This is a genomic window from Streptomyces shenzhenensis (genome assembly GCF_003688995.1).
GTDB classification, from domain to species: Bacteria; Actinomycetota; Actinomycetes; order Streptomycetales; family Streptomycetaceae; genus Streptomyces; species Streptomyces shenzhenensis_A.
Window position 1 is genome coordinate 20,631 of sequence record NZ_PENI01000023.1, and the last position, 19,406, is coordinate 40,036.

Genomic DNA, 19,406 nt, shown 5'->3' on the forward strand with positions numbered 1-19,406 from the left:
ACAGCGGACGTCAGCGTCACCGCCGACTGCGGGCCGGAGCCGCTCGTGTCTTTGACGGCCCCCAGTTCGATGCCGACAGCTTCGTGAAGTGGGTCGCTCCAAGGCCGGGGTGACTTTGTCAAGTCGAAGAGGGCGCGATTACTCCAGGCGGGTGAAAGGAAATGACAGTCTTGAAGGTATGACATTTTCCTGTTGATACTGACAGAGTGACGAAGCATGGGTAAATTCCTTGATTTTTCGATCAAGGACTCCCGTCCAGGGTAACTGCCCCCATATTTGACCATCACGGAGGCGGCATATGTCTGGTAATGGCTGGGACAACCACGCTGGTGCCCCCGTTACTCCTGACTGCGGCTCACCCAAGGATGGGGAAGGTCTCTGGCTTTGGCTCCAAGTGCAGCACTGGGCGCCCATAAAGGCCGGTCCCTGCAATCCCTGCATAGAGGTCGACACGACCAATAAGTGGGCCCTGTGGAACGACGGGACGATCGGCGGTAAGCAGCTCTATCTATTGATCCCTACCGACCGAAAAAAAGGAATAGAATGCCAGGACATCTGGGAGCACCGTGACCCGAACTACTGGGTGGGTGCATGGACATACGTCACGAAACATATGAGCCCGCTCAGCATCGGCTTGGGCGTCAACTCACAGTACGCCCGCAAGGAGGACCAACTGCACATCCACATGGCCGAATTTGAGGGAGACGCGAAGAAATATCTTGACAACAACTTCAATAAAGTTGCCATGAAACCGGACGACTGGCCGAACAAAATCCTGAGTGTGCCAGGGAGAAAAGATACACAAACGCCACCACAACCGCAGGTGCGCTCCTATCGGGTGCTCTTCGTCAAGAGCCTCGCCGCCGACAACCTCTTCTACCTCCTGCGGCAGATGGTCCCAGCCAACCAAATGGGAAATCAAACAATGATTGTGATCCCGACGTCGGCACCACAGCCGCTCGGATTCTACGTCCTGAACAGCGAGACAACACTGGACCAGAACAAGGGCACCAGCACCTGTGACTTGCTCCTCGCATGCAAGTAACGAGGTCATGCACGGTGGGCGGCGAGACGTCTCCGGGGCCGTCGGCTGACCAGCCCCGACCGGCGGGCATGGGTGTGGCACCGGCGGTGCTGCGGGCATCCGGACTTCCGCCCTTGGAAGGGGGTGGCGGCCGGTGCATGCCATCGCTCTGATAGCGGGCATACCGATACGGCCGTGTGCCCGCTGCATGGGGCCGGCCCTCATGCCTTGTCTATGTCATCTTCCCGGAAGAAGAAGGAAGTCCCGGAAGGATCCGCGTCGCGACGCACCTCATAGTGTGTTCGCCCATGACGGTCTTGGGTGACATCGACAACCGTGCCCTTCTCAGTTCTCTCCGGCACGTCGGGCCGGGGTGTGAAACGCACACGGTCACTCTTGTTGAACGGCATGAGCCCCTTGCCTCTCTCGTAGCACTGCAACGCCGGTCTGCCTGTCTTGGCACCTCCACTGCCAGGCCCCATCACTGACCGGGGCCCGATGCCATCGAGTCTGGACTTTCTGCAGCGACCGGCGTGGACCGATGGACCGAACGATCGGGGGCGCCGTGCGCCTTCCGCCATCCGCCCGAGGGAACCGGCCCTGGCCCGCACTCTCCAGGGCGCGAGAAGAGCCCTTCAGAGTTCCAGCGTGCTCGTGGGCCGGGAGAACGGCAAGGCGAACGACGAACGGGCACTTCGGTACGTGGGCCTGGGCATGGAGCCCCGGACGGGCAGGCGTGACGCCGGGGCCCGTTCCAGGGAGCGGACGGAGGCGTGGCGTGAGTGGGCCGGCAGCATCGGGGGTGAGGTGCCCTGCTCGGCAAGAGCGGGCTATGGGCGCGGCGGGCGATCTGGCTCTCGGCGAGGGGTTTGGTGCGGCCCGGCGATATCGGGCGCCGCTCGATGCCCTGCGCGCGATGGACAGCTCGCGGTCGACGGTGTCGGCGTCCATCTCGTCCGGCAAGCGGACCTCGAAACGAAACCGCCGCTACCGCCAATCGGCGTACCGCCGACCCTCGCGCCCTGGGCCGCTACCGGCAGCTGCCTGTCGTGTGGCATCGATCCACCCGATCAGCCCGATTGCGACCAGACCCCGATCACGCCCACGGACTCCCGCTCCTCGCGTCCCGGACCCTGTCGGCCACGGGCTACTCCTGCGTGCCCGGCGGAGGCGTCGGCGCGGTGCGGGCGGCGAGGCTTCCCGCGATGCCTGCCGCCACGATGGTCACCAGCGCCGCGAGCATCAGGGCGGCGGCTTCGCCCGGCTTGAGTATGTGGAGTTGGGAGCCGAGTGTCGCGGCGGCCACGGGGACGCCCAGTTGCGCCGCGCAGAGCGTGGCAAACGGGGCGGGCTGACCGGTCAGTCGCATCGTGGCGTGGACCGCGATCGCGGCAGTTCCCAGGAGCAGTCCGAGCAGGATGAACGAGGGGTGCCGGCCGAGCTGGGTCAGATCGAGCGAGGCGCCGAGCCACAGGAAGAACAGCGGGCTGAAGAACCCCTCCGTCACCGCGAAGAGCTGGCGGGCCAGTCGCCGCGGTTCTCCGATGGCCGCCACCACCAGCCCGAAGCAGAACCCCGCCAGCATGATCGAGACATGCGTGCGCACCGCCACCGCCGCGAGGGCGAAGACGATCGTCAGGCTGATGCGCAGTTCAAGGGCCCACTTGCGATTTTGTGACAGCCGGTGCAGACGTCGTCGGTTTCCTGTCCGGTCGAAGTGACGCAGGATCACGAAGCAGACGGCCGCACAGCCCGTCACGGCCAGCGCACCCAGTGCCGCGCGACCGGCCTGCTGCGGCTCGATGACCAGGGGCAGCGCCACGATGCAGGCGGTGTCCGAGAGGGCCACCTGCGGCAGCAACTCCAACACCGGTGTCCCCTTCAGCCGCAACGAGTCGATCACCGGAAGGATCAGCGCCGCCGACGACGAGGCCAGCAGCACGGTGTACAAGGCGGCATGCCCGGTGTCGAACAGCGCGGCGATACCGAGGGCGACCGGCACGGCCAGCCCAGCCACGAGCAGTGTGCGCAGGATTCCGATCCGCAGTCCGGCGCGCATGCCCGGATCCCGGACCGGGACGTGTGACCCAGCTACGAACATCACCAGGGCGAAGCCGATGTCGGCCAGGAACGCGAACGTCCCGTCACCAGGCCGCAAGTAGCCGACGGCACTCGGCCCGAGGACCACCCCCGCAGTCAGCTCCCCGACCACCACGGGCATCTGCCAGTGCTGCGGCAGCGCAAGCAGCGGGCCCAGCAGCGCCGCCAGTGAGATCACCGTCAACGTCGCAAAATCCACGTCGCACCTCTGACGGGCCGTACGGCAGACCCCGGACAGCCCGCCGCGTCCGGTCAGTATCGTTGCCCAGCCAAAGGGGATCCTGCCTCGGCGCACACGCCGTGCGGTCGTCGGCCGCCGATGGCAGAGCGCGATCCCGGACCGACGTTCTGCCCGCCTCTGCCGCATCCCGACTCGGCCGGACGGCCGCCATGGCGATGGGCCTGGGCGTCACAGCACAGCGCAGGGGCATTTGAATCCTTCGGCCAGTGGTCCGAGGGCGAGGGCGGGGAGGAAGTCGAGCAGCGCGAGCAGGAGCACGGTGCCGGTAGCGAGGACGATGAAGTTGACGCCGGAGGACGGGAGGGCGCCGGCCGTGACGACACCGGGTTGCTGCGGGGCAAGGCAGAGGCAGGCGCTGCGGAAGGCTTGGGTGAACGGAAAGGGGGTGGTCAGGCGGCAGATGACGGCGCTGTCGGCCAGGCTCTGGAGACAGATCAGGAGCGTGCCGTCACTCGGGGCGGTCAGGTCTACGAGGCGGATGCGGGGATCGTCCCGGGCCAGGAATTGCAGCTGCGCCGTGGGTTCAGTACGGCCAACGGCGCGAGCTCGGACTGCCACGAGCGGGTGACCGAGGACGGCCGAGGTGCGCGCGGCCAGCTGTTCCCCGCGTGCAGACCCGGAGTCTCCTCGGCGCCGGTGAAGGCGACGCTGTACCGGAAGACGTGGTCGAACGCCTGCTGGACAGGGAAGTTCGTGTCCCAGATGTTGTTGTGCACCCAGGAGAAGATGGTGGCAGGTTCCTGCTGCGGCAGTGACTGCGGATAGGGAACGTAGGCGATCGCGATGCCGCCAAGCTGGTACAGGTAGCCGTTGAAACCGACGACGGCGTCCTGGCGGACGAGTTCGCGGCCGGTGTGCTTGCCGAGGATCGAGCCGAGCAGGCGTCCAGGTGCTCCGGGCTGCGGCCGATGAGCCGACGTGGCGGGCGAACTCGCGTCGGTCCTCGAAGACGCCCAGCGCGTCGCCGGCATCGAAGACGACCAGCGCGTCGCCGGTCAGGTCAACGGTGACCTCGCGCTCGATGAACCGGAACGAGACGCCGACGTGTGCCGGAAAGTGGGTTCCGACGGGTCGGCGATGGTTGGCCGGGGACGGCGGATCGCCCGCCCGCAGCGCCCGGTCCGAATCATCCGGAGGGCCTCCGGGAGACTGAGCCCCGGGGCGTCACGGCCGCGCGGGCCACCAGCGCCTCCGCATTGCCCGAGAGCCAGGCGGTGAGGACCTCGCCGGGCAGTGGGAGTGCCGCCAACTCGTCGGCCAGCAGTCGGGTCGGGCCCGGATTGACCCAGGTCGAGGTGCCGAACAGGACCCGGTCGCGGGCCAGCCCCCGGGCGTGGTGGAGCAGCGGCTCCCAGCCCGAACCGGGGTTGGCCATGTGCCGGGGCCGATGTGAGGAGAACTCCAGGAAGACGCCGGGGTGCCGGGCGGCGGTGAGCAGCATCTCCTGCACATCGGGCCAGCCCGCGTGCCCGGCGACGAGCAGCAGCTCGCGGTGGCGGCCCGCCAGCGCCTCGACCGTACGCCAGCTGCCCAGGCCGCTGGGGTGGCTGCGGGCGAAGTGGTGGCCGGTGTGCAGCCAGACCGGCACGCCCGCCCCGGCCGCCGCGTCCCAGACCGGGGCGACCAGCGGATCGGCCGGGTCGGTGCCGTCCAGGAAGGGGATCACGCACAGCCCGGTTGCCCCCGCTGCCAGCGACCGCTCCAGCTCGCGCAGCGCGGCGGCCGGGTCGCGCAGCGACAGACCGGCCCAGACGTGGACGCGGTCGCGTACGTCGCGGACGGTCTCAAGGAGCCATTCGTTGACGGTACGGCCGTCCGGCCGCCGCTCCGCCGACCCCATGGCGAACTCGCCCGTCACGCCCTGCTGTTGCCGGTCGGCGAGGTGCGCGGTCAGGTCGAAGGGAGGCCGGCCCGGCGGCAGGAGCACGTCGACCGCGTCCTGCCAGCGGACGGCCAGCGCCTCGCGGTACGCGGTGTGCGCGGCACCGAAGTACCGGCAGAACGAGGTGGAGAAGACATCCAGGTACTCGGGGGCCATCGTGCCCAGCCGGTTCAGGTACACCCGCCAGCTCGCGTCGTCGTACACCAGCGAGCAGGCGTCCACGACCGGCGGGCGGACCCGGACACCGGGGCCCGCCGGTGTTCCGTCGATCGGGGCGGGGCCGGACGACACGTTCACGGTCACTCCGTCGGAAGTCGGAAGAGGGAAACGGCACGGGGAGACGACACGTTGCGGCCATGTACGGGAGCGGTGGTCTCAGGAGGCGGCGCGCCGGGCCTCCCAGTCGGCCACCAGCGCCTCGGTCTGCTGCACGAACCCGTTGAACAGGTCGGCGAGCGAGGCCAGCCGGTCCCGGGCCTCGCCGCGCGCCACCGGGACCCCCGAGCTCAGTGTCTCGGTGAACTTGCGCATATGGGCGTTGTTCACCAGCAGCAGGTGCTGGAGGTCGCCCACCGCCTCGTAATCGATCCGTCGGCTGCCGGGCCGGGTGGAGCGTCGCACCAGGGCCCAGGACTCCAACTGGCGTGCGGCCACGCTCAGTCCGCTCTTGGCCTGGCCGAGTTCGCGCGTCATGGTGTCGAGGTCCACAGGCTTGTTGCGCAGGAGCAGGTAGCCGAAGAGGCGTCCGGTGGCCTGCGGGAGCCCCCAGCGCTCCATCAGCGAACCCATCTCGCTGATGAAGGAGGCTTCCGCGTCGCTGAACCCGTCGGGGCCGGGGGCCGGGGAGGAGCCGGCGTCTGGCGTGATGTCGTGGTCAGTCATGGTCTCGCTGGGTTCTCAGGCCTTCAGGAAGGCGACGGTCAGCCGGTTGACCTCGTCGGGACGGTCCAGATTGGCGACGTGTCCGGCGCCGGGGATCAGGCGGAACTCGCTGTGCGGATCGCGTTCGCTCCACCGTTCCATCGCCGAGCGGACGTTACCCGTTTTGTCGTGTTCACCGCAGATCAGAAGCTCGGGCTGCTCGATACGATAGTCGGGGCAGGGGTCGACCGTGCGGGTCATGCCGTCCCAGGTGGTGAGAAAGGAGCGCCGCCCGTTCGCTTCGAACGTCTCGCGCAGATACTCCTGGGCTCCGGGGTCCTCGGCCGACGCCCGGGCCATCCTCCGGGACAGAGAGCGGTAGGGCAGCAGCCGCATGAGGGTGCGGGACAGAGCCAGGCGGCGCCGTTCGCCCCGCGTGATGGGCAGGGTGTTGGACGTGGAGCCGATCACCACGAGTGCGGCGACCTCCTCGGGCCGTTGGCGCAGGTACTCCTGTGAGATGTTGCCGCCCATCGACTGTCCCAGCAGCACCAGGGGCCTGCGCGCCTCGGCCGTGTCCAGCAGCATTCCCAGGTCCTGTGCCGCGTAGCGGGTCCGGAATCTGCCGGTGCCGGAGACGGACGCGCCGTGGTAGCGCACGTCCCAGCGCAGAGTTCGGTAGCCCGCGTCGACCAGCGCCGGGATCTGCGGATCGAACATGCGGTGGTCGGCCCCCGCGCCGTGGGTGAGGACGACCGTCGGACGGTCGGCGGCTCCGGCGGTCCAGTAGTGCAGCCGGGCGTCGGAGATGTCGACGCTGTGCGCCGCCTCCTCGACCTGGGTCCCGGCATCGGCCCGGCTGTCGGGGCCGGTCATCGCGCGTACTCCTCGTCCGGGCCGCTGATGAGTCGGGCGAACGGGGACAGGGGCGGCGGGGCCGCCGGACAGTCGTGCCACAGCGCTTTGTTCATCAGAATCAGAATACTCTCCGCCGCGGGTGCAAAGGGGAGGGCGGCCCGCCGGGCTGCGCCGGCGGTGGCGGGAAAGCCCCCGCCCGGTCGCCGGTGCCCAACCGCGGAGGCCTCCGCCCGGTCAGCCGCCGGTGAAGCAGGGCGGTCGCTTTTCCGCGAATGCGGCCATCCCCTCGCGGGCGTCGGCCACCGTGGCGTGCGTCTTCAGGTGGTACGCGTCCTGAAGCCGGAGCCCGTACTCGGCCGGCTGCCCCCAGCTCCGCTCCCGCAGCTCCTTGAACAGCGCCACCGAAGCGGTCGGCAGCGCGGCGAACCGACGTGCCAGCTCGGCGAGTTCGCGGTCGAAATCCTCGGGTGCGCAGAGCCGGTCGAACAGCCCCAGGTGCACCGCCTCGGTCCCCGAGACCATCCGCCCGGTGAGATAGATCTCCGTCGCCCGCGCCGGACCGGTCAGCCGGGACATCAGCACCACGTTCCCCACGTGCCCGACCCCGGCCAGGCAACTGCCGATCGAGGCGCGGGTGTCGGCCAGCCGGAAGTCGGCGGCGCAGGCGATCTCCGCCCCCGCGCCCGCCGCCGCCCCGGCCAGCCCCACGATGACCGGCTTCGGCAGGTGCAGGATCGCTTCGCAGATCCGCAGATAGTGGGCGTCCGAGGTGATCGGGTCGAAGGGGGTGGCGACCCGGTCGCCCAGCCGCCAGCGCCGTACGCTCTCGACGTCGTCGCCCGCGCAGAACGCCCCGCCGTCACCGGTGAGGACGACCGTACGCACCCGGGGGTCGTCGCCCGCGCACATCAGTCCGAGCAGCAGATGGCGGGAGAGCGTCAGATCGAGGCTGTTGCGGCGGTGCGGCCGGTCCAGCGTCAGCGTGGCGACCCCGCCCTCCATCGAGGCGCGCAGCGGTATGTCCTCCTTGCTGTCCACCCGGTCGGCGAAGTCCGCGAACGACTCGACGGCGGCGCCCGCCCACTCGGCCACAGGCTCCTGGCCCGTCCGGAGTGCTTCCTGGCTCATGAGATCTTCTCCCTGCGTATCCGGATGCCCGCCGCCTCGCGGTCCCACGTCCCCGCCACCACGCCTTCTGCGCGCAGCGTGTGCTTGGTCGGCTTGCCGGTGGGGGTCTTCGGGAGCTCGGGCAGCACCCGGATGTAGCGCGGGAGCATGAAATGGGCCAGCCGTGCCCGCAGGAACTCCAGCAGCGCCGCCGGGTCGACCGGTGCGCCCGGTTCGCGGTCCGCCACCACCAGCAGGACCTCGTCCTCGCCTTCGTCGCCTGGCACGGCCACAGCCGCCGCCTCCAGCACCGCCGGGTGGGCCACCGCCTGAGCCTCCACCTCGAAGGAGGAGATGTTCTCACCGCGCCTGCGGATCGCGTCCTTCTTGCGGTCCACGAAGACCAGTGCGCCGTCGGGGGCGCGCCGGAAGGTGTCCCCGGTGTGGAACCAGCCGTTGCGCCAGACGGCGGCCGTCTCGGCGGGCCGCCCGAGGTAGCCGCTGAGGAACGACCACGGACGGTCCGAGCGCAGTACCAGCTCGCCCGCCTCGCCGTCCGCCACCTCGCGGTCGTGGTCGTCGACGACCCGGGCCGTGATGCCCGGCCGTGGCCGGCCGCAGTGCATCGGGACGCCCGGGTGGTGGTTCGGGCCGGACAGGACCGGGCACGACACCTCGGTCATGTTGAACAGTGCGCGGACCGAGACCCCGAACCGCTTGGAGAACTCCGTCGCCCCCTCGGTGAACGGGATGACGTAGGCCGCCCGCAGCGGATGCCCGGTGTCCTGCGGCAGCGGAGGCTGTTTGAGGAGATAGGTCGCCATCACGCCGAGCAGCGTGCACAGGGTCGTCCCGGTACGCCGGATCAGCGGCCAGAACTCGCTGGTGGTGAAGGCGGGCACGACCGTCACCGAACCGCCGTGCACCAGCATCCCGTACGCGCCGATCGTGCCGCCCGCGTGGAACAGCGGGAGTTGCAGCAGGTAGCGGTCCCCGGGACCGGCCATGCCGTGGAAGGCGGCGGTGCAACTGCTGTACAGGTGCGCGTAGGAAGAGACGACCCCCTTGGACGGGCCGGTCGTCCCTGAGGTGTAGATGACGGTCTGCGGGTCCCACGGCTGCACAGCAGGCACCGGTTCCCTGAACTCCGTCCGTTCCGCGCTCAGTTCGGTCACCACGCGAAAGCGTGCGGAGAGCCGTTCGGCGAGCGCCTCGACGTCTTGAGGCACGTCCTCGGGCCCCGGCAGCAGGACCACCGTACGCACCGACCCCGCCCCGTCCGGCACCTCCTCCAGCCGGGCCGCCAGCGATGGCCGGCAGATCAGCACCTCGGCCCCGCTGTCGGCGATCACCTGGCTCAGGATCGCGCCCCGGTAGGCGATGTTGAGTGGGACCAGGACCGCGCCCGCCAGGTTGACGCCGTACCAGGTACGCAGCGCGTCCGGCCCGTTCGGCAGCCAACTGAGTACCAGGTCGCCCGGGGCGACGCCGAGTGCCTGAAGTGCGGCGGCTGCCTCCTCGGTCTCGCGGAGCGTCCGTGTGTACGACCAGAGGTCGCCGTCCGGCATCAGCGCGTACGGGGCCTCCGGCGTCGTGGCGGCGCGCCGCCTGAGCAGGGGGCCCAGCACGCACTGCTCGGCGGTCGGTACCTCTGCCGATGCCGGGTCGAGCACATCGGCCGGGATGTGTGGGGGAGCGGGGAGGGCGGACGAGTCGCGCTGGACCGGTACGGAGACGGGCCGCGTGGCGACCGGTACGGAAGGGTACGCCTCGGCGCCGTCTTGTTCCGCGCTCACGCGGTCTCCCCGGTGCTCGGAGCGGGCAGGGTCTGCAGCCGGAGCACGCTCTCGTACGGGCCCCCGTACCAGACCGACTGCCGGGCGGTGCGGCAGTATTCCGCCTCACCGATCGGACCCGGCACGTTGGGGTGCCGGTCCAGATGAGGGAAGTTGCTGCTGGTGACCTGGACCCGCAGCCGGTGCCCGGGCGCGAAGCGCCATGCCGTGTCCCCGAGCAGCAGGTCGGCCTCGTACGGCTCGCTCGGCGGTCGGCCCCCCTCCGCCGTCAGCCGGAGGCTTGCCTCGGCAACCAGCAGCGAACGCCCGTCCGGATGTACGTCGGTGAGCTTGGCGACGACGGCTGTGGCGGGTGCGTCCGAGCCGAAGCGGAGCTGCAGCCGCTGCCGGCCGACCACGTCCAGTGACTCGGTGAGCGGCTCGGAGGTGTAGCAGAGCACGTCCGGTCGGGTCTCCAGGTGTGCCTGATTGAGCGGGCCGGCCGTCAGCCTGCCGAGCTGGAGCACCCGCCCGCCGTGCGAGGGCACAGGGTCCTCCGGGTCATAGGTGAATGCGTCCTGGCCCGGGCCCTCTTGGGGTGGTGCGGGCAGCAGCCGGCCGCCCTCTCCGCCATCGGCAGAACCCGCGAGGTACCAGGGCGAGTCGACGGCTTCGGGCGGCGGCCAGGTGGCGGCCCGGCGCCAGGTGTCGTCACCGAAGAGGAAGTACCGTACGTCCTCGCCGGAGGACGGGCCGGTGGTCCCCCCGGTCGCCCTGAGATGGCGGTCGAAGAAGTCCAGGTGCAGGTCGGCCAGGTGTGCGCCCTGCGCCGAACCGTACAGCCCCGTGTTCACCTCGCCCTGCACCTGCGGCAGTTGGCCGGAGTGCACCCAGGGGCCGACGACCAGTTCGTGCCGTCCGGCCACCGGGTCCTGGGCGCGCATGGCGCGGTGCAGCTCGATCGTGCCGAAGGAGAACACGTCGTACCAGCCGCCCACCGAGAAGGTGGGTATGCCGACCTCGCCGAGGCGGTAGTCGGCCACCGTCGCCACCCGCCCGGCGAAGATGTCCCGCAGTCGCCCGGGGAATCTCTCGAAGTCGAGGACGGCGGCCAACGGCCAGCGCCGCAGAGACACGTCGGGCGTGGTGAGCAACTGCACCACCTCGGCGACGATCGGCCCGTCCACCGGATCGCCCGCCGCCGCCCGGCGCTGCACCCACTCCAACGCGGTCAGGCCGAGCCAGCTCGTGAGGTGGTCCAGCCGCAGGGAGCCGCCGAGCTGCTCGGCGTCGAAGGGCGCCGAGGTGGACATCGCAGGTGCGATGGCCCGCAGGTGCGGGGGCTTTTCCATGGCGGCCAGCCACTGCACGATGGCCTGGTACGAGGAGCCCGCCATGGCCACGTTCCCGTCGCACCACGGCTGTTCGGCGGTCCACTCGACGGTGTCGTACCCGTCCGGCCCCTCCTGCGACCAGTCCAGCGGCGCCCACTCGCCCTCCGAGCCGAACCGGCCCCGGGTGTCCTGCACCACGGCCGCGTACCCCCGGTCCACGCACTGCGCCGGGGTCAACGTGGCAAGCCCCAGCGAGGACTTGCCGTACGGGGTGCGGAAGAGCACGGCGGGCGAGGCCGGACCGTCTGCGCGGCGCCACACATCGGCCCGCAGCACCGTCCCGTCGCGCATCTCCACCGGCACGTCGTGCTCGATGAGGGTGGTCCTGCCCATCACGGGGTCTCCTTCGCAGCCGGTCCGGTGCCCTTCGTGCGGGAACGGGTCAGATGGCGGGTCATGGCGTCACCGGCCGCGGCCCGGCTCGCCGACGGCTCGACGCGTACCAGCGGGCCGACGCTCATCCGGGCCGGACGGTCCAGCAGCCACGCGACGGTGTCCGCGATGTCCTCGGCGTCCAGCACCTCCGCCTCGGAGACGCCGAGGTCGGCGGGGCGGGCCGCGAGCCGGGTGGAGACCCAGCCCGGGGCGACCGTGACCGCGCGGATGCCGAGGTCGCGGTTCTCCTCGTGGACCAGCTCGGTGAGCCGGTGTACGGCGTGCTTGCTGACGCCGTAACCCCCGCTGCCCGGCACCACCTCCGAGCCCACGCCCGAACCGATGTTCACGATCCAGCCGCGGCCGCGTTCCCGCATCCCGGGCAGCACTTCACGGGCCAGCAGGAACGGGACCGTGAGGTTCACCCGCAGCTGCCGTTCCCAGTGCCGTTCCTCGGTCTCGTGGATGGCGGCCAGCCGGATCGCGCCCGCACTGCAGACCAGGAGCCCGACCGGTCCCAGCCCGGCGGCGGTGGCGGCGACCGCCTCGGCGGGGACACCCGGCTCGGCCAGGTCCAGGGCCAGCGGCAGTGCGGTGCCCCCGGCCGCGCGGATCGTCTCGGCGACCTCCTTCAGCTCGGCCTCCCGCCGCCCGACCAGCGCCACGGCGCTGCCGCGCGCGGCCAGCCGGCGGGCGACGGCGGCGCCGATCCCGGAGGAGGCCCCGGCGACCAGGGCGACCGGGGGGCCGAAGACGGGGCGGCCGGACGCCGCTGCCCCGGGTCCCGAGCCCGCTGCCGGTCCGGCCTCCGCGCTCGCCGACGTCCTGCCCGTGCTCGGCTCCGCGTTCACTGGCGCTCCTCCTCGGCCGGCTCCGCGAACCCCGGCCGCAGCGGAGCCACGTCCCCGAGCCCGAAGCCGCCGTCCGCCCGCAGCACCGCACCGGTCACCCGGGCGGCTGAGCCGCTCAGGAGATGGCCGAGAACCGCCGCCACCTCGCGCGGGTCACCGACCCGCCCGGCGGGTATCCGGCTGATCCAGCCGCGCCGGTGCTCGGGCCCCGCCGCGTCGCCCATCGGTGTCTCGATGATGCCGGGCGCCACACAGTTGGCGCGGATGCCATGGCGCGCCACCGACACCGCGAGACAGCGGACGTACTGCGCCATCGCGGCCTTGCTGGCCCCGTAGTACTCCAGCCCCGCCACCGGGCTGAGCGTGGAGCTGACCGAGGTGACCCCGACCACCGCGCCGGGGACCTTGGAGTCCCGCCAACGCGCGGTCAGGTACTCGGTGACGGTGACGAAACTGTGCAGGTTCACCGCGAAGGTCCGGTCGGCGGACGCCGGGTCGCCGCCGACCGCGCTGAAGCCCAGATGCCCCGCCGCGTACAGCAGGGTGGTGATGTCGTCGGCTGCCTTCCAGGCGCGTTCGCCCAGCGTGGCGGCGTCCTCGGCGTCGGAGAGGTCGCAGCGAAGGGTCCAGGCATGCCGGCCCAGTGCGGCGATCTCGGCGGCGACCTCCTCCAGCGCCCGGGTCCGGCGGGCCGCCAGGACCACGTCGGCCCCGCGCCCGGCCAGGTGCAGGGCGGCGGCCCGGCCGATGCCGCTGCTGGCGCCCGCCACCAGGACCTTGTGCCCCAGCAGATCCTGGCCGCCGATCGGCTCCGGCGGCTGCTGCTGCGGGGTGCCGCGGCGCGGAGCGGGGACGGCCGGCGGGCCGGCGGGCAGGGACGGGATCTGGCCGAGGCCCGCGCCCCCGTCGACCGGCAGGGTCTCGCCGACGAGGTAGGAGCACCCCTCGGAGACCAGGAAGGCGACACTGGCCGCCACATCGGCGGCCGCAGTGGGGCGGCGCTGCACGAGATAGCGCAGCAGCCCGGCCTCGGCCACCGGGGAGAGGCGGTGGCCCAGGTCGGGGGAGTAGCCGGTGACCAAGGTGTTGCCGGTGACGCCGCGCCCGGCCACCTCGGTGACCAGATGCTGCCACCATGCCCGGTCGGCGGCCAGCCGGGCGTACCGGTCGGGGTCGGTCCCGGCGTGCGTCTCGTCCGTCGCGTCGGTCACCAGGACGAGACGGCCCCGGCCCGCCGCCGCCATCGCCAGCGCGGCGGCCCGAACGCGTGCGCGGTCCAGGCCCGCCGAGCGCCCGGCGCCGTATGCCTCCTCGCCGAGCAGCAGCGCGCAGTACGCGGCCGGGGCAGGGGCGCCGGTGCGGGCTTCGGCGGCGCTGTCCGGGGCTTCGGGCGCGAGGCCGAGCGCGGTGAGCGCGTCGGAGAGGACCGCGGCGGCAGCGCCCCCGCCCCCGGCCCCCGAGGCGTCGACGACCACGCGGGTGCTGATCGGCGCCCGCAGCCGATCCCCTCCCGCGGCCGCTCCGGGCCGCATCGCCGTGCTGTGAACGTGGGTCATGGCAAGTCGCCGCCTTCGTATTCGATGACCATGCTCGTCGCGTCGCCGCCCGCCCCGGAGCTGAGCACCAGCGCGCTGTCGCCGCCGGTCCGCAGCCCGCCGGCGAGCACCGGATCGCCGGGCAGACCCGAGTACGGGACAAGGGTGTTGGCGCTGGGGGCGATGTGGCCGTGGTACAGCATGAGCAGGCTGCCGAGGAGTTTGACCAGGCCGCCGGTCCCGGCGACATGACCGAAGACCGCCTCCTGGTTGGTCAGCCGCAGCTCGCCGCCGTACCCGGATGCCTCCCGTACGCCGGTCAGCGCCTCGCACAGGTGGTCCTCGACGAACCGGTTGCCGTCCGCGTAGTCGTTGACGAACGCCAGATCGCCGAGACCGCGCCCGGCCGACGCCAGCGTGGCCAGCACATCGCGCACCACATTCGCAGACGGGCCGGTGGCGACGGTGGAGGGTCCGTTGGAGCGCGAGGTGTGCAGGTGCGCGCGGTGCAGCAGTCCGGGGCGGTCTCCGGTCGCCGCCGGGTCCTCCAGGACGATGGCGAGTGCGCCCTCCCCGGTGGCGTTGCCGGTCTGGATCTCGTCGTGGGGTCGGACATCGGCGGGGTTGTCGGAGAGCGAGGAGGCACGGTAGCCGCTGCGCCCGGTATGGCTGGTGCCCGCGACGAAGACCGGGTCCACGGTGGTGTCCACGCCGACGACGATCGCGCGGTCGATGTCCCCGCACCGGAACATCTGCTGGACCAGGTGGAGCGTCCGCAGCGCTACATTGCACGAACCCGCCACACTCAGTGTCTGGCAGGGCAGTTGGAGCCCGGATGCCACCGTGCCCACCACACTGGGCGGGGTGCCGTTGAGCCAGTACTCCATGCCGAGGGCGGCAACTCCCTTGTCCCGGGCCAGGTTGTAGTAGCGCTCGGTCTCCGGGAAGGCGAACTGGAGTGAGCAGGCGACCAGTGCGGTGCGCTCGGGATCGAGGGCGGCGGCGCTCAATCCCGCCTGCTCCAGGGCCCGGTGCACCGCCCCGGTGGCCATCAGCCCGGCCCGCGAGGAGCGGCGGATCTGCCGCTCCGACAGGGGCAGGACGGCCTGCGGATCCCAGCCGTTCACCGTCCCGGCGATGCGGAGGGGGAGCTCGGGATGCAGGTACGGGGAGAGACAGCTGGTCCCGTCGCGCACCACGCGCCAGAACGTGTCCAGGTCGGTGCAGGCGCGACCGTCCGGCCCCGGCAGGACGAGGCCGGCCCCGGCCAGCCGCAGGAGAGGTATCTCAGCAGGCATCGCCACCGCCCAGCAGCAGGGCACTGTTGACCCCGCCCACCTGGTAGTTGAAGCTCAGCGCTCGGTCGAAGTGCAGTGCACGTGTCTTCGTCCCCGGCACAGGGTCGAACGTGCAGACGGGCGAAGGGGTTTCGCAGTTGGCGGTGGGGCAGACCTGGCCCTCGCGCATCATCATCAGCGTCAGCGCCGTGCCCAGATTGCCGAGCGGCGCCCCGCTGTGGCCGAAGCATGCTTCCTGCGAACTCACCAGCACCTGCTCGGACTTTGGGCCCCACAGCGCCCGGACCGCGTTGGACTCGATCCGGGTGAACAGCGCGTCGCCCTCGCCGCCCCCGTTGACGTACGGGATCCGCTCCAGCGAGGTGTGGTCGCCCAGCGCCCGGCGGGCCGCCTCGGCCAGCCCCGTACCGCCGGTGTCGATGGCGACCGCGCTGTTCAGTCCACCGCGCGTGGTGGCCTGGCCGAGGACCGCCCCGTGTGCCCGGGCGCCGCGCGCGGCAGCGTGCTCACGGCTCTCCAGAATCAGGGTCACCGAGCCGTCGCCGTAGTTCATGCAGTCACCCGCCGCGTCGTACGGGCGCATCGGCCGGTCGTGCCGGGGCGCGGCCGGCGGATCGTCGTTGTGCCGCACCGTCACCCCCTCGCGCTCCACCACCTCCCGCAACCGGTGCCCGTGCAGCACCCGTTCGGTGTCGAAGCGGTCCACCCCGGTGACGACGACCAGGTCGCTCTGGCCGGAGGCGATCATCATGCGGGCGATACCGAGCAGTACCGAGGAGGAGGCGCAGCCGCAGCTCACCGTGTAGTTGGCCCCGGTGGAACCGAGCAACGCCGCCTGGACGGGGCCGACATCGCTGGAGGTGCCCGCCACCAACAGCCGTACGAAGAGGGACTTGGCGTCCGCCGGGCTGACCGTCGCCGGGTCGGCGTCGTGCCAGGCGCGGTAGCTGTCGTAGTTGCTGTCCACCCCGGCCCGGGCGGTCAGCACGTCCGCGCCTCTCAACTCGCCCGCCCGGTGGTCGAGTCCGGCGTCCTTGCACGCCTCGGCCAGCGAGATCAGCCCGTAGAGGTGGACATCGGCGTAGCTGCGCAGATAGCGGGCCGGCATCTGAGGAAGCAGCTCGCCGAACGCCTCACGGGCACCGCGTACGGTGCCGTGGTGGAAGCCGTCGCGCGCGACATGGCTGGTCCCGGTGGAGGCGGCCGTCCAGACCTGCTCGGCCTCGCGCACCGGCTCGTCGCCGGCGCCGGGCAGGCAGAAGCCCATCCCGGTGACCAGGGCGTCCCTGGGGCCGGGAGCCCAGGGGCGGGCCGCCGGGGCGAGCAACTGCTCCGGCAGGGGCGGCTCACCCTGCCGCAGGCCGTACTCCTTGCTCACAGAGCCCCCGCGTCCACGTTGACGGCCTGTCCGGTCATCCCGCCGGAGAGGTCGGAGAGCAGGAACAGCACTTGGGCCGCGATCTCCTCGGGGCGTACCAGCCGGCGCAGGATGGTGCTGTTGACCGCGCGCTTGAGGTACCGCTCCCACGTCAGGTCCGGCGGGCCGTGGTGCTTGGCGAGGGCGGCCATGAAGGGGTCACCGTACCGTTCGCCGTCCGTGGCGGCGGGGCTGTCGGTGAGCCCGGGGCAGACCGCATTGACCCGTACGCCAAAGGCGCCCAGCTCGGCGGCGAGCGCCTGCGTCATCCCGTTCAGCCCGAACTTCGAGGCACAGTAGGAGGTGTTGGCGGGCAGCCCGCGCTTCCCTGCGATGGAGGAGACCATCACGATATTGCCCTCGCGGCGCTCCATCATCCCCGGCACCACCGCACGGGCGACCCGGAAAGCCCCCAGCAGGTTGACGTCGAGGGTGGCCATCCACTGGTCCTCGTCCTGGTCGCAGAGGAACGCCTGATTGCGGGCCTCGCCCGCGCAATGCACCAGCCGGTCGATCGGGCCGAGCTGCTCCTCGGCCTTGAGGACGCAGGCGCGTACGCTGTCGGCGTCGGTGAGGTCGCCGGGGACCGCCACCGCCCGCCCGCCGTCGCCCTCGATGTGCTCGGCCAGCAGGCGGAGCTCCTTCTCACTGCGGGCCATGAGCGCCACTCGGGAGCCGTGGGCGGCGAGCATCGTCGCCAGGACGGCGCCGATCCCGCTGCTCGCACCGGTCAGAAAGGTGGTCCTGCCCTGGAGCAGGGTGGGTGCGAAGCCGCTGGTCATGCTGTGTTCTCCGCTTTCTCGGGGAGGTCCGCGCGCGCGGCTGCCGTGCTCGCTCTCGCGGCCCGTTCCTGAGCGGCCGGGCCCGCGGTCCGGCCGGCCGGGGGCAGGACGCGGGCAGGCAGTCCGCCCGCGTCGACCTCCAGCACGGTGCCGGTCACAGAAGGGTTGTCGGCGGCGAAGGCGACCGCTTCCGCCACGTCCTGCTCGTCGCACCAGCGGCGCAGCGGCACATGGCGCTGGAGTTCGGCCATGTAGGCCGCGTGCCGCTCGCTCGCCGCCGACCGGCGGCGCAGCGCCTCGCCGTCGATGACGCCGGGCGCTACCGCGCTGACCCGGATGCCGTGCTCACCCAGCTCGGCCGCCCAGGTGCGGGTCAGCGCCTCCACCCCGGACTTGGCCGCGCAGTACGCCGACTGCCCGTACGCGCCGTGGCGGACCGTGGAGGAGATGTTGACGATGGCCCCGGGCGTACCGGCGGCCAGCATCGCCTGCGCCGCGTGGCGGCCGACCAGGAAGGTGCCGGTGAGCAGGGACGTCACGACCCGCTCGAAGTCCTCCAGCGGATGCGGCGAGAGCAGTGGCGGGCCGCCCGGCTGTTCCTTGACGCTCACCAGACGGCGGGAGAAGTTGTTTCCGGCGTTGTTGACGCAGAGCCCGAGCGGCGGGGAATCCTCGGCCAGTCGCGCGAAGAGGGCGCCCACCGACCGCTCGTCGGTGACATCCGCCCGTGCGGCGTGCAGTACGAGACCGTCGTCGGCCGCCGTCTTCACACCGGCGTCAAGGCTCTCCGGGTCGCGCCCGCAGATCACGGTGTGCCAGCCCACGGAGGCCAGCCGGCGGGCGATGGCCGCGCCGAGGCCCCGGCTGCCGCCGGTGACCAGGGCGGTGCCGCGCGTCCTCGTGCGAGGGATGGCGTGTGACGGCTGATCAGACACGGAAGAGCAGCCCTCCGTAGTACCAGCCCGAGCCCACGGCCGGCGTGTAGCAGAGGTCCCCGGGCTTCAGCCGGCCGTCCCGTGACATCTCGGAGAGCACGATGGGCACCGAGGCGCTGCCGGTGTTCGCGCGCGCCTCGTAGTTGGTGACGAAGCGCTCCTCCGGGATGCCGAGACGTTCCCGTACGGCGGTGTGCAGCTGACCTGTCCCGGGGTGCGGCACCACCCAGTCGATCTCGTCCATCTTCGTGCCCGAGCGGGCCAGCATCCGGGTCGCCAGGTCGGCGTGGGAGTCGGCCGCGATGGAGACCAGGTCGCGGCTGCTCTTGATCCACCCGTTGGGCGGGTAGACGGTGATCGTCTCCCGGCCGGAGCCGTCGCTGATCAGCAGTGAGTCCCACAGCCCCGCGTCCGCGTCCGCCCCGCGCGACAGCACGGCCGCACCGGCCGCGTCGCCCACGATCAGTTCGCCCTTGCTGCCTGGTCGGACCCGGCGCGAGAACCGCTCGCTGGAGATGACCAGCGCGTTGCGCCAGCCAGTGTGCGCCCCGAAGAGCGCCGCTGCTGTCTGGACCCCGTGCACGAACCCCGTACAGGCACCGCACACGTCAAAGGCGAGCGCCTGGTCCGCGCCCAGCAGGTGCGCGGCGTGCGGCCCCCACTCGGGGACGAACTGGCGGTCCGTCCAGTTGCTGAAGACCAGCAGGTCGACCTCGCGGGCCGTGACACCCGCCTGCTCGAGGGCCGCACGCGCGGCGCGCACTCCCATGTATGCGGGTGTCTCCTCCTCGTCCGCGACATGGCGGCTGCGGACGTCGAGCCGGCCGATGACGGCCTCGTCCACCGCGTTGCCCGCGGGGTCGTCGGCGCTCCCGTTCTCGACCAGGAGGCGTGGGTAGTAGTGCCCGAATCCGGACAGGCGCAGACCGCTCTCGCGCCACAGGGAGGTCTCGTTGCGCATCTCTCGTCTT

The 19,406-nt window shown here is 71.4% G+C and carries 17 protein-coding genes; 1 reads left to right on the plus strand and 16 read right to left on the minus strand.

Going from position 1 to position 19,406, the window contains the following annotated elements:
• Positions 1-298 precede the first annotated feature (298 nt).
• The gene (locus CTZ28_RS29820) at positions 299-1,045 is read left to right on the plus strand and encodes a CDP-diacylglycerol diphosphatase (protein WP_121892822.1); all 747 of its coding nucleotides are present in this window, start codon (positions 299-301) and stop codon (positions 1,043-1,045) included.
• 1,126 nt (positions 1,046-2,171) lie between these two features.
• Here CTZ28_RS29820 and CTZ28_RS29825 read toward each other — a convergent pair.
• From CTZ28_RS29825 to CTZ28_RS29895, 16 genes are all read right to left on the minus strand, one after another.
• Entirely contained in the window at positions 2,172-3,302 is a 1,131-nt protein-coding gene (locus CTZ28_RS29825) for a cation:proton antiporter (RefSeq protein WP_259471891.1), read from the minus strand.
• 231 nt (positions 3,303-3,533) lie between these two features.
• On the minus strand, positions 3,534-3,923 hold the full coding sequence (locus tag CTZ28_RS48740; protein WP_259471871.1) for a potassium-transporting ATPase subunit KdpA: 390 nt from the start codon (positions 3,921-3,923) through the stop codon (positions 3,534-3,536).
• Positions 3,833-4,336: a hypothetical protein gene (locus CTZ28_RS48745; protein WP_259471872.1), complete on the minus strand. Its 504-nt coding sequence runs from the start codon at positions 4,334-4,336 to the stop codon at positions 3,833-3,835. The genes CTZ28_RS48740 and CTZ28_RS48745 overlap by 91 nt, the downstream gene beginning before the upstream one ends.
• 155 nt (positions 4,337-4,491) lie before the next feature.
• On the minus strand, positions 4,492-5,544 hold the full coding sequence (locus tag CTZ28_RS29835; RefSeq protein ID WP_259471873.1) for an amidohydrolase family protein: 1,053 nt from the start codon (positions 5,542-5,544) through the stop codon (positions 4,492-4,494).
• 78 nt (positions 5,545-5,622) lie between these two features.
• Positions 5,623-6,129 carry a GbsR/MarR family transcriptional regulator gene (locus CTZ28_RS29840; RefSeq protein WP_121892826.1) on the minus strand — a complete coding sequence of 169 codons (507 nt, stop codon included), beginning with the start codon at positions 6,127-6,129 and terminating at the stop codon, positions 5,623-5,625.
• A 15-nt stretch (positions 6,130-6,144) separates the two neighbouring features.
• A complete protein-coding gene (locus CTZ28_RS29845; RefSeq protein WP_121892827.1) occupies positions 6,145-6,984 on the minus strand; it encodes an alpha/beta fold hydrolase in 840 nt (279 codons plus the stop codon).
• A 216-nt stretch (positions 6,985-7,200) separates the two neighbouring features.
• Entirely contained in the window at positions 7,201-8,094 is an 894-nt protein-coding gene (locus tag CTZ28_RS29850) for an enoyl-CoA hydratase/isomerase family protein (protein ID WP_121892828.1), read from the minus strand.
• A complete protein-coding gene (locus tag CTZ28_RS29855; RefSeq protein ID WP_259471874.1) occupies positions 8,091-9,869 on the minus strand; it encodes an AMP-binding protein in 1,779 nt (592 codons plus the stop codon). Before CTZ28_RS29855 ends, CTZ28_RS29850 begins: the two co-directional genes overlap by 4 nt.
• On the minus strand, positions 9,866-11,575 hold the full coding sequence (locus CTZ28_RS29860; protein WP_121892829.1) for a CocE/NonD family hydrolase: 1,710 nt from the start codon (positions 11,573-11,575) through the stop codon (positions 9,866-9,868). Before CTZ28_RS29860 ends, CTZ28_RS29855 begins: the two co-directional genes overlap by 4 nt.
• The gene (locus CTZ28_RS29865; RefSeq protein ID WP_259471875.1) at positions 11,575-12,468 is read right to left on the minus strand and encodes an SDR family oxidoreductase; all 894 of its coding nucleotides are present in this window, start codon (positions 12,466-12,468) and stop codon (positions 11,575-11,577) included. Before CTZ28_RS29865 ends, CTZ28_RS29860 begins: the two co-directional genes overlap by 1 nt.
• On the minus strand, positions 12,465-14,024 hold the full coding sequence (locus CTZ28_RS29870; protein ID WP_121892830.1) for an SDR family NAD(P)-dependent oxidoreductase: 1,560 nt from the start codon (positions 14,022-14,024) through the stop codon (positions 12,465-12,467). Before CTZ28_RS29870 ends, CTZ28_RS29865 begins: the two co-directional genes overlap by 4 nt.
• Positions 14,021-15,301 (minus strand): beta-ketoacyl synthase, encoded by a 1,281-nt coding sequence (locus tag CTZ28_RS29875; protein ID WP_121892934.1) that lies wholly within the window; start codon positions 15,299-15,301, stop codon positions 14,021-14,023. Before CTZ28_RS29875 ends, CTZ28_RS29870 begins: the two co-directional genes overlap by 4 nt.
• Positions 15,291-16,679 carry a beta-ketoacyl synthase N-terminal-like domain-containing protein gene (locus CTZ28_RS29880; protein ID WP_121892831.1) on the minus strand — a complete coding sequence of 463 codons (1,389 nt, stop codon included), beginning with the start codon at positions 16,677-16,679 and terminating at the stop codon, positions 15,291-15,293. The genes CTZ28_RS29875 and CTZ28_RS29880 overlap by 11 nt, the downstream gene beginning before the upstream one ends.
• The gene (locus tag CTZ28_RS29885; protein ID WP_121892832.1) at positions 16,676-17,500 is read right to left on the minus strand and encodes an SDR family NAD(P)-dependent oxidoreductase; all 825 of its coding nucleotides are present in this window, start codon (positions 17,498-17,500) and stop codon (positions 16,676-16,678) included. The genes CTZ28_RS29880 and CTZ28_RS29885 overlap by 4 nt, the downstream gene beginning before the upstream one ends.
• Positions 17,497-18,435, minus strand: coding sequence for an SDR family NAD(P)-dependent oxidoreductase (locus tag CTZ28_RS29890; RefSeq protein WP_121892833.1), 939 nt, complete (start codon positions 18,433-18,435; stop codon positions 17,497-17,499). Before CTZ28_RS29890 ends, CTZ28_RS29885 begins: the two co-directional genes overlap by 4 nt.
• On the minus strand, positions 18,428-19,396 hold the full coding sequence (locus tag CTZ28_RS29895) for a ketoacyl-ACP synthase III (protein WP_121892834.1): 969 nt from the start codon (positions 19,394-19,396) through the stop codon (positions 18,428-18,430). Before CTZ28_RS29895 ends, CTZ28_RS29890 begins: the two co-directional genes overlap by 8 nt.
• Positions 19,397-19,406 lie beyond the last annotated feature (10 nt).